The sequence below is a fragment of the Pseudoalteromonas sp. NFXS39 genome (assembly GCF_040148775.1).
GTDB lineage: Bacteria > Pseudomonadota > Gammaproteobacteria > Enterobacterales > Alteromonadaceae > Pseudoalteromonas > Pseudoalteromonas apostichopi.
This window is the reverse complement of the sequence record NZ_JAGDEC010000002.1, coordinates 360,502-380,337: the sequence shown is the minus strand read 5'-3', so window position 1 is coordinate 380,337 and position 19,836 is coordinate 360,502. Positions and strand designations below refer to the sequence as shown.

Sequence of the window (19,836 nt, the reverse complement as noted above, 5' to 3'; positions counted from 1 at the left end):
TCACTTAGTTCAAACATTTTTGAAACTTTGATCTAGAACAGGTTTTGTCCGCTTCAACTTGGTAATAATAGCGTCAACCAAATAAGACAAGTAGTTCGCGGAGAACAACATGAAAACTAAATTAAGCATTGCATTACTTACTTCACTATTAGCACTCTCTCCTGTTGCAAACGCAAACTTAAGCGTGAACGTAGGTGCAATTAATGTAAACCCTGATAACGACAGTTCAAAAATCAATGAAGCACCAACATTAGGTCTACGTGCAGATGATGATACTCAATTAGGTATTACTGTAGATTATGCGCTTGATGACAATTGGGTAATTGAATTAGTAGCAGCAACACCTTTTAGTCATGATGTTCAAGGTGCTGGTGGTTTAGCAGGTAACAAAATTGCGACAATCAAACATTTACCACCAACACTTTTAGCGCAATACCACTTCTTAGACTCAACTTATAAGTTCCGTCCATTTGTGGGTGTTGGTCTTAACTATACAACTTTCTTTGATGAGAAACCTTCAGCAGCTTTAAAAGCAACACTAGGTACTGACGATGTAGAAGTTAAACTAGATGATTCATTTGGCTTTGCAGCTCAAGCTGGTTTTAACTACATGATGAGTGAAAACTGGGGCCTTCATGGCATGGTTTCACTAATCGACATCGATACAGACGCTACAGTTTATGCTGACGGCGCAAAAGCATTAACTTCAACTGTAGAAATCGACCCAGTTGTTGCTATGTTCGGTGTTAAATACAAATTCTAACTTTCATTTTGTGAAAGCCCATACGCACAAAAAGGCCATATATTGGCCTTTTTTATTTAATTCTCATAGCCAATTCCATATTAAAAACTAGCTTAGTGTATCCTCTCTGACCAACTAATGAATTTAGGTTGCACCTCAAAAATAAACCATTTTATATCATTAGTTTTTAATTTTTATTTAGTTAACGCTTCTCATTTTTACCGTTTTTGACTGCAATATCTGAATTTTCAGAGCCCTAGACGTGTTGTTCCCACCCCTACGCAATTATAAAATGACCGTAATAATTTTGACCTATTTAAACTAAACTAGGTGTCAGCTTGAGGTGTTAATTGAGAATAGTTATTAATTCTTTGGTGTTAATTCTTTGCGCAACTTTATTATCATGTAAAGTAAAAGACCCCAATGAAGATAAACCACAACAACAAAAGCAAGATTCAATTAGTGACCGTGAAGCATTAATTGCTGGTTCTACTGACGTCGAATTTACTATAACAGATGAGAATCAAGCGCCTCTTAGTCATGTAACTGTTTCTGTAGCAGCTCAAGAGTATCTCTCTGATGTAAATGGACGAGTCTCTATCAATAACCTTTCATTTGGTAACCATGCAATTTTCATTACACAACTAGGCTATTTCCCTAAAGCGAGCATTTTAGTAAATCAGCCTAACTTTTTCACTTCCCATATTCAGTTAGAAACAAAGCCTGCTAACTCAAAGAGTTTGCTATTTGCAGGTGATACAATGTTTGGTCGACGTTTTCTAGACCCCAAGTTAGACACCATGGGTACATCAGTACCTGATGTTAGTAATGCGCTAATTAGACCTGACTCAGCGCGAGAAGACAGTATTGCGATTACCAACCAAGTGGCAGCACTGTTTAGGGCTGCTGACTTTTCATCAGTCAATCTTGAGTCGCCAGTGACGACAATGCCAACGAATGTACACCCAACCAAAGAGTTCAGTTTCTTTTCATTACCAGAATCATTGCAAAGCCTAACTGAAATTGGCATTGATTATGTCGGCCTCGGTAATAATCACATCTATGACTATTTGCAAAATGGCCTTGAAGATACCTTGCTTGAAGTCTCAAGTGCAGGATTTCTTAATAGCGGTGCAGGCCTTAACGACTCTGAAGCATTTAAAACTGTCTCACATAACCTTGAAGATGTTAACTTAACACTTTTTGCAGCAACCACAATTACGGGAAAAGAGCACCAATATACGTATGTCGCTGATGCGAATAAAGGTGGGGCTGCGGATTTGACTAACTCAGAAGAAGTTAGAGCAGTACTTGAGCAACTTGATCCTAATGATTTTGTAATCGCACAAATGCATGGTGGCGATGAATACTCATATACGCCTTCACCCTATATAGGTAGCCGATTTAAGGTTCTTTCTTCGCAGAACACCGATTTATTAATTGGCCATCATCCTCATATTGCTCAAGGGTTTGCTGTATATAATAAAATACCGGCCATATTAGGTTTAGGTAATTTTGTATTTGACCAGCCTAGACTTGACACCTTATTGGGTCTTGCTGTCATGCTCGATCTTGATACCCAAAGCCAAACTATTAATCGCGGCTTTGCCTACCCAATATATTTAGAGGACTATAAGCCTCGATTCACAAACGGTTTTTTAAGTCATTATTTATTGAGAAGAATCGCTGAGCTTTCTGATGATAATATTACCCTTATCCCCCGTGAAAACTACGCAGAGATATACTTTACAGCTAATCAAGCAAGTAAAAAATCTCAGCAAGTGACCATTGATATTGACGCGACTACAGACATCATCGATTTAAGACAGTATTCGCCATCTTCAGCAGCCTATGTTTCATCTATTGAAGTGAACAATGAAGCGCTTGATAACCTTTTACTTGGCCGTGATATTATGGTGTTTGGTGATTTTGAAGATTGGGACAATGACACCGAAGCGTTTGAAGTAAGTCGATGGGATCACAGCAGTGAAAGTGTTTTACCTTGCACTGATAAGCCACTTAATGGCTTGCAGGCTCTGTGCTCAACGCGTGATAGATTTGATAATACCCCTTCTATTATTCCATTTAGACATACAATGCGAGTCATGGAATTAACCGATGAAGCAGGCGAGCTTGATCTCAGTAAAGACTTTTCATTACTAACCTATTTACAGTCTGAAAATGGTGGACAATTCGAGGCATTACTGACCTATACCACTGAAATCGATGACCTTACCTTTGCAGAAAACATAGTTCCAGTCAGCGAAGGAGGCGATCAGCCATGGCACGCTTTTAGCTATGATTTTAGTTTACCTTCAGATGAACTTACTCTTGGGCCTAAAGAACTCCCACCTCGTGGTGTTAAGTTACAGTTTAGGCACTATCCACCCAATACAGGTGAAGCTATCATTCGCCTAGATGATGTCGCTATGATTAGCTGGCAACAAAAAATTAATCTAAAAAACGGACAATGGAAGACCGATAAAATGCACGGTTTCGACTTTTTAAAAGTCAATTCAAGTGGTGAGGTAAGTTTAAAGCTTACATTCACTGTACTTGATTAAGGAGGAATTTTGGCTGCATTACAACAGTTGTTGCGATTAACGCAGCAAAGAGCCTTTTGGTTCACTGTTTTCTTATTTGCGATTGTGCTTTTTAGTAACCTGCTGAACATATTTCAAGCGAGTGATGCTTTTTTCTATAAAAAAATAAGCTCGTTTAGTAGCACTCAGAAAACAAACGTTGTGCTCATCACAAGTGAAAGTCTCAGCACTAATCATTCAGACTTAGTCACTCAGCTATCCGAGTATCAGCCAAGAGCAATCATCATGTTAGCTGATGAGCCACTACAGCCTGCAACCAAGGAAGGGGTTTTCTATCCTTATGCTGGTAGTGAGTATTGCATGCCAAAGGTAGAGATTTGGGCAACCTATCAAATGCGTATCCCCGCTGCTGATAATCTTGAATGTGAAAGTGTATGGCAAGCTGTTTTTAATTATAACCATGACAAATCTAAACTGATTAATTTCAGATTAGACGTATCTGCGCTTCCAAAATTTACCGCTAAGCGAATACTTAACTTCGACGTTATGAGTGAACAACTTGAAGATAAAGTGCTCATTGTTGGTCAACAAGCTGCTGAATTTAATGTAAATATACATGCTCCTAAACTTGAAGGCCTAAATGATCCTTTACTTCTTTTTGCTTACATCGCTGATAGTATTGAGAAAAACAGCACTATAAATGAGCTTAATTTTGCTATATCGGTAGTATTTGCACAGGTTTTTGTGTTTACTTTGCTGTTTTTTTATCAAAAAATATCTATAAGTTATTCATTTCTAGTCGCTTTCGGCATAACTATATTTTGGTGTGCTGCCGGCTACTTTTTAGTGAACTTTACAAAACTTTTCATTCCAATTGGTCAATACATCACACTGACCTTTGCAACTTTAATTTGGGTTGTAGTTGCTCGAAAAATTTCTGAAGACAAAGAGCTCACAGCTGATGTAAATAACATTCAGCAGATGATGATGGGCCGTTATATTCCTCAAAGTTTTATTGAGCACCCATCCCCATGGGATCCCATTATTCAATTAATAAGTCAGCAATTAGATCTGGAGAAATCAATCTTTTTAGCCCGTAAAGAAGACGACCACCGAGTAGTTGAAATTCGCGCAATAAATTGCCAACTCGATGATATCCAAGAAATGAGAAGAGACTATCAACGCACACCTTATAGTAATGCGTTAAAGTCATTAGGCATTGTGAAAATAAACCGTCCTTTTTTTAAACAGGTCATTAAAGGTGAAATTGAATTCATTGCGCCACTTGTATACGCTGGTGATGTACGTGGCTTTTGGGCTCTATCAATTGTTCCTAACCAAAGCTTTCATCAGCAAGCGTTTGAAAAAAACGTTAATAAGTTTGCTGCCCAAGTTGCTGAGCTCCTATTCCATTACCATATATTTAAAACAACACAGGCTAAGAATCGAACTCTAATTAATAGACTACTTACATTTAAGCTTCACGAATCGGTTAGCCAGAAGGTTAAAAGCTCACTTAATGAAATGGAGCAAAAGCTAACCACCTTAGAAATGGTATTTAACCATACCAGTCCTGCTACAGTGTTATTTAATTTGTTTGGTCAAATTATTCAAACCAATGCTTCTTTAGAGCACTTTGCTAAGCTGCACCAAATTGCTATTTTTGAAACGACAGCCCTTGATTTACTTTGTCGAAGTTGCGCACTTGATATCGAAACTGCAAAAGGGAAATTACGCTACATAACTCTAAATAAAGCCACTGTTGAGCTACCTGCTAACCTAGATAAACATAGTTATACGCTTATTATTAGAGCACTTCATTCCGATAACTCGCAAACCGCATCCGGTGCGCCTTTTCAAGTGTCTGGAATATTATTTGAATTTATTAAAGACACTCCAGAAGTAATTCCGGAGGCTAGACTTTAATGGACTTCGTTTTAGCGCTTTTTCCTGCAGGTAGCGGACTGGGTCAATCCGTTATTACAACTGTTTGGGTTGGGACTGCCGTTGTATGCCTACTCAATTTGCGCTTTGGATTTCCACTTACAGGCCTTGTAGTTCCGGGTTATCTTGTGCCATTACTCATAATTAGCCCCACCTCAGCAGCAGTTATCATTATAGAAGCTATTGTTGTATATGGGTTTATGCGTATAAGTGCAAGTTACTTGATGGAGCGCTTTGGTTACAGTGAAATGTTTGGCAGAGACCGCTTTTTTGCCATCATCTTAATCAGTATCTTAGTCCGTGTTTGTATGGATACTCTATTTTGGCCAATCATAGCTGACCAGTTAAGCCTATGGGATATTACTTTTGATTATGCATCTCAGCTTTATTCTTTAGGTCTTATTATTATCGCATTAACAGCTAACGTAATGTGGAATGGCGGTTTTAAGTATGGTCTGAAAGTAAGTTTTATTCAGTTATTCATCACTTATATATTGGTGCGATTTGTACTCATGCCGTTTACCAATTTTAGCATCGCTAATTTAGGTATAATGTATGAAGCTGTTGCCGCATCTATTATTGCTGCCCCTAAAGCCTATATTATTTTGGTTATTACAGCCTTTTTGGCCTCTCGTGCAAATTTAAAGTATGGCTGGGAATTTAACGGTATCATGCTACCTGCGTTATTAGCTTTACAGCTAACGCAACCAAGTAAAATTTTAACCTCATTTATAGAAACTGCCGTTATATTAACGGTAGGAAGCTCTCTGATTCATTATACTCGCCTAAGGCATGCACATATTGAAGGTGCCAGATTACTGATGCTATTTTTTACCATAGGCTTTATTTTTAAGCTTGTTTTAAACTATATCGTCGTTTGGTTCTTTCCAACGGTTAAAGTAACCGACACCTTTGCATTTGGGTATATGCTCGCTACCTTACTTGCCCTTAAGATTTATCAAAAAAATGCACTGGGTCTGGTACTTAGAGCTACATTTCAAACTTCTGTAATAGGTGGAAGCCTTGCCATTATTGTTGGCTTTTTAGTCATGCTTGTGCCTTCTTTACTAATAAAACAAAGTATTAGCCCTGAAGCAGAAAACTTACAAGTCATAACACTTAACCAGCAAGTGAGTCAGTATAAAAGCTATTTATATACCACTCGCTCCAATAGAGTAACGGTAAGTAGCTATAAAGCAAGTCAAGCTGTATCTGACTTCAAATATGCTATTTATCAACTGAACAAAGCCATCGAGAATAAGCAAAAAATGGGGCATCTCAGTGCCATGTTCAATTCTATCGGCTTTAAGCTTGTGAGTGATGATAATTATGTATATCTAATAGATATTGTTGAGAATCAACAACGTGGTTTATTTGTAATTAATAAAAAACCACAGACAAATTTAATAATCACTGTGCCCTACCCTATAACTGAGGGCCTTGCTAGTGACTCTGCAGCTCTTATCTTTCAACACTTAAAAAGCAAAGCACTCGTTTTTGGAGCCACAAGGACGCCTCAAGTAACGTTGACGAAAGAAAATCAACAAAGTCCATTTTACCAAGCTTTCATTAATGCATTGGAAATTAATGAGCTGTTACAGGTTCGCGAATCTAACCGTCATACTGCAGCTTTACTCAAAAGCACTCCTAGTGATGTAAAAAGCCAATATTGGATCTTTAATCGACTTCCAGAATCTATAAGTCAGCGCGAGATCCATGAATTTTTAGGCAGTGAAGCAACTTATTTTGGTAAAGCCGCCAAAAGTAGTTTACCAGCAACAGACTTTACCGGGTCTATGCTTGAGGTCTTTCTTGATGGAGATAATTACACCAATATTTTGGCGTATATTTACCGTGAAAATTATCGCTATAGTAATTTAAAACTTAATATTATCAATGAAGATATGGCTCATATTGTCGATGACTTTTCCGCTTATATCAGCAGTAAAGGCAGTTTCAATTATCAGCCATTAACTCACAGCCAAGTAGCCCTTTGGGAATTTGAAGTCTTAACACCACTTTATAAGTTAATTGAGCAAATTGGCAACTCATCACTTAATGAAGATGTATTAAATCACTTAAAACAGATTAATGGCACAGCCGAATTACTCAATTACCAGCTACAACTTGTACAAAATAGTAATGGGCGATACATACTGCTTAGCCCATTGCAAAGTAATGATGCACAGGCTCTTGGGCAAGGTATATATGCATTTTCACTGAGTAAACATGAAGCAATCAGTTTAAGTGTCCCAAGGCCAATATTCGAAGGGAATACGTTAAGTTTCGCAAGTGAGCTTTTCACTAATTCAAATGCTGCCAACTTATTAATTGCAGGTGCACATCCCTACGCTCACCCTGAGGCAAATGTTCTTGCAGCAAATAATGTCGGTTCATTATTCAATGTTGTTCATCAAAGCTATTCACGTTTTAAAGCACAACAACCAAGCTTAAATATTCAGATCCGTAGCCACAGTGCGCCATCATGGATCCGCCCTAACGCAATTGCATTTTCAAATACCCAAGTAAGGGATATCGCAACTCCTCTAATGGAAAAGCTCACTAAAGACTTAAGCAGTCTAGGAGTCAGCTATCAAGTAGTAGAAGGTCAAAAAGCCACTAGGGGCCTCGAAATTGGTAGTTCGCCACAATATGGATATCAACAGTTTAATTCAAACAGTGAACTGGCAACCTTATGGATTGCATCTGACTTTAAAGAACAGTTTTCAATTGATCAAAACAGCCTTCTGATGCGCCTTCTCGCTATCTCGAATAACCCGACTGTAACCACAATAAATCTAGCTACTTTGTCGCCTTCAAACTGGGCAGCGCTCACTAGCCATGATAAACAAATAATCCAACGAAAAATTAATAAATATACTGCTGATAAACAAACTGCGGCCTTAAAGACGATATGTTCTGAACTAAATGAGTGTGTATTACAGACAATAAAATTAGAACAGTTGAATAAATTCGTACTGATGATCAAAAAGCAAAATAACCTCATCGCCATCTATAACCCAGCTAGCAATCAACTGATTGATATAGATGTTTTTAACAACATGATGGTTGGAGGCTTTAATGTATCTAATTAAACGCTTCCTAGCCATCTTAGCTATTATCACTGTTTTATTAATCGCCTTATTTACTTGGAATAGCTTTTTAATTTGGCTGGATTCAGCAGAACCGGTAAACCCAAAAACCAGTAAAGAGACTCGCTCAAAAGTTCAATGGTTAAGTACTAAAAAGCCACTGACTTATACATTTTCTAATCAGCGGACTCACTCACTGCGTATACTTTCAAATGCTGTATTTGATCAATCGGTTACTCTTGATAAACCAGTTAATTATGCCATCAAATATACTCTTTATAATGATAAAAAAGAGGTGATCTTAGATGAAACTTACCACCACGCTTCAAAGCTAGTTAACCATAGTGAAGAGCAACAGATCAAACAAATCATTGAGAATAAACAATCGCTTAATGTTGCGTCTGGGCAATCATTTTACCTGCCAATAGCTCATTACCCTACGGCAAAAAGCGTAGCGTTATTACTTATCCCTGAAGAAAAATCAATTCAAGGCGTGGTAGTTCGAGTTCATGCGAAAACCCCCGTTCAAAACGTTGATCCACTTAATAGTTGGTTAAAACGGCCTCTAGATAGACGTAAGCGCGCAACTGATTACCTTACCATGGGTGAAAATACTCTAACAAATACTGAAATAACGAATGCAATGGCATTTTGGTGGCAAAAAATTGCACCACAAGGTATTCCTGAAATCGACTTTAAGTCAGACATCCTATACGAAAGCTTACCGTATAATGTAATTAGTTATGACTTCAGTCAGCAGCAGTATAGCCTTGCAGCTTATTATACTAGAGGTAGTTTGTGTGCCAGTGTCAAGTTAGATGAAAGTGATAGCTTAATTTTCACTGTCAGTGATAACCAAAAACCCCCTTCATTGATCTGGTATGACAAACTTCAGTTTGAAGCGCCAAAAAAAATAAACTTTACTCAAACTGATGAAGTAAACACGTACAAAACCCCATTACTTAATGCGGGGTTAATTACAATCTGCAGTGAAAAAGAATTGTTAACTCAATGGCGAACAGAGTCTGGGGCAGTTATTTTAACAAGTTATGCTGGCAGTTATTTGATAAACCCAAAAGTGTCAGTTGAATTTGATATCGTCCCTGAAAGCCATCTAAATTTAGAACTTAGAACATTAAATAGCAGCCAAATATACGTAACTTTATACGACAATAATAAAAAACAAATCGAACGATATGCCGTCACTATAAAAGGTGAAGCATCTAAATTTGACCGGTTAATTGCTAGCAATACCCAGAGACAAGCGGTAGGCATGCTCACATCGTATTACCTACGTACACCGCAACAAGCACGCTATATTAAAGTTGAATCTAGCGACGATGTATACCTGCGTGTAAAGTCAAGACTCGCTAACTTTCATTATCAACGCCGCACTGCACATCAACCGCTTACGACTGAATCAACAGATGGCTTTTATGATATTGCAGCCTGGTATGAGCAAAAAGCAAGTAACCATTACGACTTGGCGCAGCGAGAACATTTCGTAAATATTCGTACTTTCACTCCACCTAGAGATATTGAGGAAACAACAACATACTACCAATCTAAGGAATTATTTAATGTTTTGCCATTATCAAATGTGGCACTTGGTTTAAGTCCAAAACGATATTATGAAAAGCCAGAGCCATCACAAGAATTTAATTTTGGGATCTATAATAACAATCACTACTTCCCCTCTTCTGGCGAAAACGATAACCGACTGATATTAAAAATAAATAACAATAGTGCTAATGAAGTCAAAACCGGTGATATCTCTTTGTCAGAAAAAATGAAATTAATTGATGAAGCAAATACTGTTTATCAAAATTGGTACGGTCATCGCCCTTGGGTAAAACAACGCCTTTACCAATTAGATAAAAATAAGCCAATTAAGCTGCTTTATTCGAAGAACAAACACCCAATAAGCATTGTCTTTAAAGCATTTCGTACTCAAAGTAATAAACCTATTACATTGAGTCTTGAACATACTGCTAATTACAAACTTGGCCTGACTAGTGAGTACAGTATTGCAAAGCAAAGTTATCAGCTACATAACTCTGAGCTATTAGAATCATTTTTAATTCACCCTAAAAAGAGCCAATTAGCTAGCTATCCTAGCGTTACATTCAAGGTCGCTAATGATATAGATTCTTTGCAGTCCGTGACTTTAACCTCTTCCGAAACGATTTGGCTATCAATACTTGAAGAGTATCTTGTAAAGGATCAAAAAGTAAGGTGGTGGAATAATGAACAATAAAATTATCGTTACTGTTCTTATATTATTTACCGCTGCATGTTGTGAGGCCGCTCAGCTAGAAAAACTCACTTCCAGCCTACGAGTTTGGTTGAATAACCAACAACGTGTACCAGAGCACTTTTCCATTAAGAATGGGGCTTTAGTAGCCAATAAGTCTCTTTTTTCGGGTGGTGAAATACATTTTAAAGCTAAAGGGAACACCTGTATTTCTTATGCTCCACATAGATATTTTGATAAACACACATTGCAAATTGCTAAAGCCTTATTTAGTGAGTGCCAAGTGTTATTGACTAATACGAAACACCGAAATAGCCGTGATGCCGATGGCAAAACAATCGATTTTAGCAAATATAAAAATAGCAGTAGTAACGCATTTATACTTGCGTACAGCAGTTCAGTTAAGTCATTTTCGATTTATCAAATCCATGGATTTGCAAAGGAAAAGCGAACCACAGAGCAAGGACGCAAAGCAGATATTATTTTAAGCGAAGGCCATGTATTCGCCTCTCAACGAACTTTAGACATTGCTCAATGCCTCATTAATAAGCTAGGTATTAATGCATTGGTTTATGGGCGCGATGTGCATGAGTTGGGTGGAACACACAATGTTCTTAATTCGCTGGCTCCTGTTAATAGTCAGTTTTTCCATATCGAGTTAAGTCGCGAGCTGCGAGAGCAGTTAATAATTAACAACCAACTTTTAAAGCAGTTTAGCCTATGCCTTACTTCATAATAGCCTTTATAACATTAACGCTGCTAGCCTATAAACCAGCTCTTGCCGTACAACAAGAGCATGCTGTTCTGCAGCCTCCTATCTGGTTAAAAACCTCTCCAAAGCTAGACGTGCTCGCAACCACACAAGAGATGCAATTTGATTCGTATGAGCATCAATATTTATGGCTACCCGAAGGGCACTGGTTAGAGTTCAACCCTGAGTTATTCGACAAGTTCATTATGAGTGTGGGTAACACACAATATATACAGCAACGAGTTCAAATGGATCGTGACTTATTATGTTTAGAAAAACGGTGTCAACTTCCTGCTCTTGGGCATAACCGTGTTGTAGCGATTCAAAACCGCCAAAATGAGCGGGCTGAATTTTCTGCGCAAGTCGGTCACTATCAACCACTGTTGATAGCTTTAAACGAGCCCTAAAACTTGCTAAGCCATCAGTATTACTTTCTTCAAGAAAAGGCAGCGAACGGTTTTATAAGTTCGATAAAGGTGATGAGGTCACTCTATATTTTCCTGATGCAAAAAAAATTAAGCTTTCGGTCAGAAAGAATATGACATCTTTAGATAGCCATGGTGCTGTCTATGCCTACACAGATGAAGTTCTTACTGCAAAAGTTAACATCATCAATAACCCGGCCCTTGAATACCAAAACCAAAATGTTGGCTTGGTGAATAGTGACTATTTAGCTATTGATGCGGGCCAATATTTAACCATTAAAAGCTATGCCGATTCGTATGTAAAAATATCGCAAAGCCACAGAGCCATATACGATGATTCGACAGCCATAAAAGTTGAAGAAAAACTACTACTCCCCTACTGGTTAAAAACTGCCAATGATGCAATGGAATCAGTTTACAATGAGTATTCGCTGAATGTTTTTAGTGACAGTGTATTTACAAAAAATAACTCCCTCGCAGTTAAGCGCTACTATGATTTGCTTAGCTTAATGTCCACACAAACTTTACTAGAAGGGAGCAGCGTAGTTCATGCTTCGAGCCAATCAAAAAAACGGCTAATTACTGAACTTGAAGAGCAAAGATTAGTTGATGATCAATTTTATCCACGCATTAATAAACAGGTCAGACATATTACGTCGCTTTCACAGATCGCTTTGAATTTTGACTTATTAAGCCAAAAACGAGTCACGCCGTGGCTTACCTTCGTTGCCCGTAGTAATAAAGACAGTCAATTTAAACTTAATGTTGGTGATAAAAGCTGGTTGGTTAATGTTAAAGCTACAAAAGAATACCAAACAATTCACGTCTCAGTGCCATTAAACAGCAAAACGATGACAATTCAGAAAACCACTGATGATGTGCCTGGTATTGATTTTGCTGTTTATGCCAGGACACTTACAGATTTTCCAAGTAATGAAGTACTTTATTTACAACCGAGAACCCTTTCTGAAAAAAGCCCTATTACAGCAGAGCTAATAACTGAGCACTTAAGGAAATTATATAGTGACTATTTAGCGCTAATTGAGCCTTATGCCCCAGCAAGAAGAAAAATTAAATTAGTTAATTGGCAGCAATCTTTGCTAACAGCTAAAGACTTAGCTAAGTCTGCACCTTTAGATGCGCTTGCCTTTTTAAAACCATTAACTCAAAACCCAAATCCACAGGTTGCTATTGAAGCATGGCAAATTAAAATAAATATTTTGCGTGAACAACAACAGTTTCATCTTGCAACAAGTTACTTAGAAGGACTATACAAGAGTACTCAACAAAGGGAATTACAGGAGTTTGCTTTAAAGTCTCTATTAAAAACCTACCAAGATGAGCACCAAGAAATAAAGTTCTTTGCTCTGTGCGCAGGAAACCAAAGCTTATTGGAAGAATGTAATAGTATTCTCACTAAGCTTGCAACTAAACAACAGAAAAATAGACTCGCAATATGGCTTTTAAACAAAAAGGATGAAACTCACACAATTAAGCAAGCTTATATGGCACTTGACTACCACAGTTTAAGTCCTGGATTAAAAGCTGAAGATAAGCAATATGAATTACTTTCTGGAGCCCAAGAAACATTAATAAACTCTCAAGGAAAATTGCAAAACACTGTGCTTTCACAGCATATGCCCTGGAAGTACACTGCGATAGAAGCGGTTAATTTAAGTATAAAAGCGCGCACAGAAGCCAAACAAAATGGCGAGTATCAAACTGCTTGGTTAAAGGCTGATAGTCAATACCAACATAAATTAATGCCAATATACAGCGATATTCCATCAACAACACTCATTGTTGAAAGCCAAAAAGCGGCTTCTGTTGCATCAACAATGATTGTGAGTCTGAAAGCAGGAGAGACACTCACTCTATCAGCTGATCAGAAAGCCTTTATAGAGTTTAAAAATATACCTGACGCATTATATGAAGCTTTTGATTACCGCTCTGATGCTGCAAACCAGCTTGCTACAGACGATATTATGTCATTAGTTTATGCCTATGATGCCACACAAAACGACCTTTTAATTAATGGCTTATATCTATTATCTAAAAAGCGTTTAAACAATAATGAATATACGCAACTATTACAGCGAATAGCTACAATTCCTGCGAGTGCCGCATCGACCTTTTTACAAAATAGAATAGAAAGTTTTGGCCACTGGCAACCCTTAGATAGCCTAATCGATTATGCAGGTACGCGTCTTTTTAATATTCAAAGTGCAGCACAAACTAGCTTTGCTGATAGGTTTAACCAATTCAAGACGCATCTAAAAAATAATGATGGTTTATTGATTCGCCCATTTCATACCCTTTATATAGATTTGGCCGAAACAGAGGCAGAACAAATTCGCTTTGTATTTAATTTTTCTACCGCAGAGCTTGCCCAAGCTAATGTGGCAAACTTATCCATACAACTGGCTAACAGTTTAAAAATATGGTCTGTTACGGAGCAGCAAAGCATTCCCTTTACATTTAATAAACGGGAGTTAGATAATAATGTCATTGCCCTACACTGGCTTAACCCCTATTTATCTCAACAACTAAAAGTTGAAGTACAGCAATATATTGCGGGTCGGTGGAGAAAGATAGAATTACCTACAACGCTACTATTTTATTCTGTTATTCCCACTACCCCTTTGCTTGCGACTTTAAATGCAGATCGTTTAATCAAGTTAGAAAAGATAAATAGCTATAGTCGAAGTGAACGCCAATTTTTCCATCCTGCAGGCAAAATTGAAGTCAAATCATCGGAACTTGAACATGTTCGCCTGTATACTTGGGAGCTTAGTGATCTCAATAATAAGATTTCAGAATTTACACAAGCACAAATTCCTTTGCCTGATTTAGTAACTTATCGAGTACCAGAAAAGCAAACAATTGTAAGTGATCAAAAGTCATTTCAAAGTGATGATCTTAATTGGCAAGGTTTTATACAATTTGACCAACAAGAAATATTTCAAACCGCTGAAAATATCCCAACCCAACAGAGCATTGATATTGGCGCTCGTTTACGTATTAACGACGACAATGATTGGTACCAATTAGAAGGTTACTACTCATTTAGTAAAGAACAAACGGATCTAATTGCACTCAATGGTTACTATTCATGGCAAGATGATACAACTCCTTGGTATGTTGATGCGCAAATTCAAAGCCGTTGGCAACCAAGTCATAATGGATTTGATCTTCAATATGCCCTTGATAGTAGTTTCAGTGTAGGACAAAAATGGCAACGTGATTCTTCGCATCGTCACCAATGGCAGCTAACTCCATTTATTCGTTACAGTAGTGCTGATTTAAATGATTACCTCAGTGACGACCTACTTAATTCAAATGTATTTAATTTTTACCGTGAAAACCATGCCTCGGGATGGCAAGGGTTTTATCAATATCGTTATCATCCTTGGGTCGATAATTATTTAAATTTTGGTGTGTCATCAAGCTCAAACGATGATTGGACGAGCTTAGACTATCTGCACTTCAACACCAGTTGGAATCAATATTATCAAGATCACATTTTCCAACTTGGCATTGATAGCTATTACCGCTTTAAAGATGACAACCGTGCCACAGCTACGTGGCAATACATCACACAGTTTGCTTGGCAAACACAAATTAGTTTAGGTGATTTTTCACATGGTTGGCTAAAGGTGCGACTACAACAGGATTGGGTATGGGACAACCACAATATTAGCATCGAGTTTTCATCTGGTAACAACCAACATACCGGATTTACCCCTTTTGCCCATGATGAAATCATTTTCCCAGCACTTCAATTAAATCATTTGCTAGAGCACACTGACTATGAGTAACCACTTACTTACAAAACGCCTTGAAAACTTGCTTTTCGCAGACATTGCCAGTTTTTGGTTAGACTTATATCGCCAAAAATACCGCGAACTAGTTGATGAATTAAGTGAATGGGAATTAATAAAAAATCAGCCTGATGACTATGAGGAAGATGATTGGTTACTACTGCAAACTATTTCATTTTTAACTCATAAAATTGATACCCTACAAAGTCAATTAATCAAAATTGATGCCGATCACAGGCGCTTTATCGAGCGTTTAAATCATGCCGAATTAAAAGCTGAGCGTGAGTTTCATATTCTCGATTACGCGTATACTTTAGGTGCAAACCGAGAACAATTAAAAAAAGATCAAGATGCTTTTCAACGCTGGTTTGATGAGGGAGCTATCATCAACAGATACCAAGATAAACTCTCTGAACTTGAGCAATCTCTTAAGTTTTTAATAGGTAAACTGGGTGATTTAACTAATCGCTATTTACGGATCCACTCGGGGGAAATAACCAAATCATGGTTAACACTCAATTTAGAAAGCTTCTTTTTGGGGCTACTAGAAAAAAGTGAGAACGAAGCTATTCGTAACTCTATTTTTCGCGCCCTTGCCAACCAGGTAAACTTAATTAGCGAATATGTAAGTGAAACTCAATTCGATTCTGATCTTGTTGAGCTGTTATTACTATCTCTTGAAAAACAATCAACCCCACATGCTGCAAAAGTAGATATTTTAGAAATTCTGATCAATTTAAGACCCACTTTTACTCACTATTTTATGCGCTCTCAAATTGATTTAGATGTTTTACCAAATGAAAAAATCGAAGCTCAGCACCTGTTTTTATTGGCGTCATTTTCAAAAATTATATGTAAACAGCCTAAATTAAGTGAGGCTAATTATAAGCTTCTCATTTTACTTGCTAAGCATACTTACCCTCGAGTAAGGCAAAGTGTCATTGAACAATGCGCATTATTACCCAGGGCATTTGCTCTCAAACTATTAACAGTTCGGCTCCAAAAAGAAACCCATGAAGCGGTACGACTAACACTCATTAAGCAATTAACAGATCCTCGTTTAACCAAAGAGTTGCAAGTTTTTCACATATGGCGAAAACAACTGAAAATTGCACAAAGCTTTGCCCAGAAGCGTTTATTACTCGAGTTAACGCCAAGGATAATGTTCAACTTACAAGTTGATTATGATCAGCAAAGCCAAGCAGATATATTGTTTAAGTCTTTTATCAATGTCTTAAATACGCAGCTTGAAAATGAGAAAGATACTGCCGTAAAGCGAATTATTAGCCGTGTCAGAGAGCAGCTTGTCAGCTTTGTGTACCAGCAACAAGTCGCTGAGCTCGAGTTTAACTTAAACTCAAACTTTACCATTAATTTAAACTCTGAATGGGTTGAGCAAGATTTATTAGGCCGACTTTTGAGTAAGCAAGCGCAGAATAATGAAGCCTTTAATGTAGCAATGAAAAATAAAGGCTGGCACATACAACGAGGTTACAGGCGGGGCTTTCGTTTTTGGCGGCTATGGCATGAATTTAAAAATCCAAGTACAGGTAAACGCCAAAGCTTTAATCATGTACAAGCCAGAAAACCAAGTGCATTTATGCATGTGCCGAGCTGCACCGTCGCGGAGATTAGCCAAACGGAGGTACCTGGAGAGCCCCGGTTTGATGCTAAACAGTTTAGTGCTCGACCTCATTTACCTATGTTAGATTTTCTACTGAGTACATTGTCACAAGACAATCTGAAAACGCCAGCTAAATCGTTCACTCCTGATGGTATTTTAATCGTCACCCCTCCCTGTAACGTACTCCAACGCATGTTTGCGTATAGCTGGATTTCTTTCAACTTTGAAAAATTAGATGATTTACGAAATGGTTCTGACCACGAACAACAAGACTTTCTAGAGTTAATAAAAGCAAGAGGCTTCACACTTGATTTCCAACAATATGGATCAGTGCTTAATGCCGAATTCCCTGTTGAGCCGAGTATTGCCAACTTATATCAAAAACTATCCCTCACGCCCTTCTTGTTTAATATGTGGTCAAGCTTTAAAGAATATGCCTATTCGCTTTATCAAAATAGTATTGGTCAACTGATCTTTTTCGTTATGGCTTTCTCAGCCTACTTTTGGGCTCGCCACATAAAAATAAGTAGGCAAATAAAGTCAGATAGAGCCAAAATTCCCGTTTCAATCGGGGGTTGGGGAACACGAGGAAAGTCAGGAACTGAACGATTAAAAGCAGCATTATTTAGTAGTTTAACTCTTAAAGTGATTAGTAAAACAACAGGTTGTGAAGCAACTCTTATTTATGCAAGAGCAAGTGGAGAGCAATTCGAAATTCCATTATTCAGACCTTTTGATAAAGCGAGTATTTGGGAACAAAGCGATGTTTTGCATTTTGCAACAAAAGTAAAAGCCGATGTATTTCTTTGGGAATGTATGGGATTGACCCCGCGCTATGTAAAAATATTAAGGAATTGGATGGATGATAACTTTTCAACTATTACCAATGCTTACCCAGACCATGAGGATACATTAGGTCCAACAGGAATTGATGTTGCAAATGAAACAAGCCATTTTATCGGTGAGAATAGTTTAGTGTTCACCAGCGAACAAAATATGAACCCAATTCTTGAATTAAATGCAAAACAAAAAAACGCTAACTTAATTCAAGTTCACTGGGCCGATGGTTTGCAAATAACTGATGACATTCGCTCTTTATACCCCTACCAGGAACATCCATCCAATATAGCACTCGTGTGCAAAATGGCGGAACATATCGGCTTAAATAAAGATTATGTATTCAAAGAAACATCCGCACGAATAGTGCCTGATATTGGCGTATTAAAGCACTTTACTGAAGCGCCTATCGGAAAAATTAGTCAATCGTTCGTCAATAGCATGTCTGCAAACGAACGCTTAGCTACATTAGAAAACTGGCAGCGCCTTAAGCTTGAAAGATTAAATAACGACCCAAAAAACCAGGTAATCGCGCTTATAAATAATCGTAACGACCGTGTCGCGCGCTCAAAAGTTTTTGCTGCGATGCTCAGTAATGACCTACGTTTTGACCGTGTTGTGGTAATAGGAAGTAATGTAGAGGGATTCTACAGTTACTTTCTCGATGCATTTATAGAAAGAGTAGAAAAGTTAATTGAAATTAATGATCTCGAAAGCCTAGATAAGCTTCTAGAGCAATTTAATTTACTCACCAGAGCTGAAGTTAGAGCAAGGTTTAGAATTGCATATGGCAGTGTAGCAGCTGAGAATTTACTTACACTTAGCGAGGGGGTTGTTAATAAATCTTACATAAAAGAGATCACAGGAGAGATCCCTGATCAAGAACTAACCACAATTCTCTATACCCTGCGTATTTATTATCAGCGTATGCACCTGGATTACCTAAAAAGTGATATCGCAAAGAATAGTAAAGAAATAAAAGAACGCTTGATTTCCATCCTCCAATCTAAAGTCACATTACTTGACGATAGCAATATATCTGCAGATGAAATAACCAATTCGATTGCGGATTTAGCTTTGCCCAATACTCATCAGGTCGTTGTTGGTATGCAAAACATTAAAGGGGCAGGGTTAAATTACGTTTATGCCTGGCAGCAATGGCAAAAAATATCACAAACTATTACGAATATGCTGAGTAAGCACTGCACAGCTAAAGAGTTCAGAACGGCATTAACTAGTTTAAATATGATAGTGTCATTTAACTTACTTGAAACTGACTACTTAAAACAAAAGTTAGATATATTGAAGAAAAGTCAGCTTGCTCAAAATGAGTTCTGCCAAGCAGAAATAACGACTCTTCAAGAAAAAGTTAATGAGGAGTATTTAAAAGTAGACGAAGAAAATTCGCAATCTCGCCCTACTCGTTACTTTAACCAAGTGATCGAATCATTTTTAGATGCAGGTGCTGCTGTAAAACGTAAAAAACGTGCTATTCAAATATACAATGATATAGCAGAACAGCGCATAACATTAGAAAAAGCAATTAAATTACTTAGCGAGATGAACCGTAACCAAAAGTCAGGTTGGTTCACAAATAAACGAAAACTTTACGACAAAAAATAAGAGAACTTTATTATCAATAAAAATAAAAACAATAATGAAAAATAATAAAAATAAATTCAAAAAAGAAAACACAAATAAAACAAAAACAAAAATAAGAAATTTCCTACAAACAAAAATAACCAGCCTCATCAATATATTATGTGGAAATTAAAAATAAAACAAAATAAAACAGCGTACCTA

The 19,836-nt window shown here is 37.5% G+C and carries 9 protein-coding genes; all 9 read left to right on the top strand.

The annotated features are described in order from the left end of the window. The first annotated feature begins 109 nt into the window (after positions 1-109). The 9 genes from J3455_RS05235 to J3455_RS05195 all read left to right on the top strand — a co-directional run bounded on the left by J3455_RS05235 (position 110) and on the right by J3455_RS05195 (position 19,656). Positions 110-763 carry an OmpW/AlkL family protein gene (locus tag J3455_RS05235; protein ID WP_130051927.1) on the top strand — a complete coding sequence of 218 codons (654 nt, stop codon included), beginning with the start codon at positions 110-112 and terminating at the stop codon, positions 761-763. A 329-nt stretch (positions 764-1,092) separates the two neighbouring features. Then, positions 1,093-3,306: a CapA family protein gene (locus J3455_RS05230; protein ID WP_349561285.1), complete on the top strand. Its 2,214-nt coding sequence runs from the start codon at positions 1,093-1,095 to the stop codon at positions 3,304-3,306. A 9-nt stretch (positions 3,307-3,315) separates the two neighbouring features. After that, entirely contained in the window at positions 3,316-5,211 is a 1,896-nt protein-coding gene (locus J3455_RS05225) for a hypothetical protein (protein WP_349561284.1), read from the top strand. Beyond that, positions 5,211-8,324: a poly-gamma-glutamate biosynthesis protein PgsC/CapC gene (locus J3455_RS05220; protein WP_130051930.1), complete on the top strand. Its 3,114-nt coding sequence runs from the start codon at positions 5,211-5,213 to the stop codon at positions 8,322-8,324. The genes J3455_RS05225 and J3455_RS05220 overlap by 1 nt, the downstream gene beginning before the upstream one ends. Beyond that, on the top strand, positions 8,311-10,578 hold the full coding sequence (locus tag J3455_RS05215) for a hypothetical protein (RefSeq protein WP_349561283.1): 2,268 nt from the start codon (positions 8,311-8,313) through the stop codon (positions 10,576-10,578). The genes J3455_RS05220 and J3455_RS05215 overlap by 14 nt, the downstream gene beginning before the upstream one ends. Then, positions 10,568-11,311, top strand: coding sequence for a hypothetical protein (locus tag J3455_RS05210; protein WP_349561282.1), 744 nt, complete (start codon positions 10,568-10,570; stop codon positions 11,309-11,311). Before J3455_RS05215 ends, J3455_RS05210 begins: the two co-directional genes overlap by 11 nt. Further along, complete coding sequence (locus tag J3455_RS05205) at positions 11,296-11,733, top strand: hypothetical protein (RefSeq protein WP_349561281.1); 438 nt, start codon at positions 11,296-11,298, stop codon at positions 11,731-11,733. Before J3455_RS05210 ends, J3455_RS05205 begins: the two co-directional genes overlap by 16 nt. Positions 11,734-11,864: 131 nt before the next feature. Beyond that, positions 11,865-15,569 carry a hypothetical protein gene (locus J3455_RS05200; RefSeq protein WP_349561280.1) on the top strand — a complete coding sequence of 1,235 codons (3,705 nt, stop codon included), beginning with the start codon at positions 11,865-11,867 and terminating at the stop codon, positions 15,567-15,569. After that, entirely contained in the window at positions 15,562-19,656 is a 4,095-nt protein-coding gene (locus tag J3455_RS05195) for a poly-gamma-glutamate synthase PgsB (protein WP_349561279.1), read from the top strand. The genes J3455_RS05200 and J3455_RS05195 overlap by 8 nt, the downstream gene beginning before the upstream one ends. Positions 19,657-19,836 lie beyond the last annotated feature (180 nt).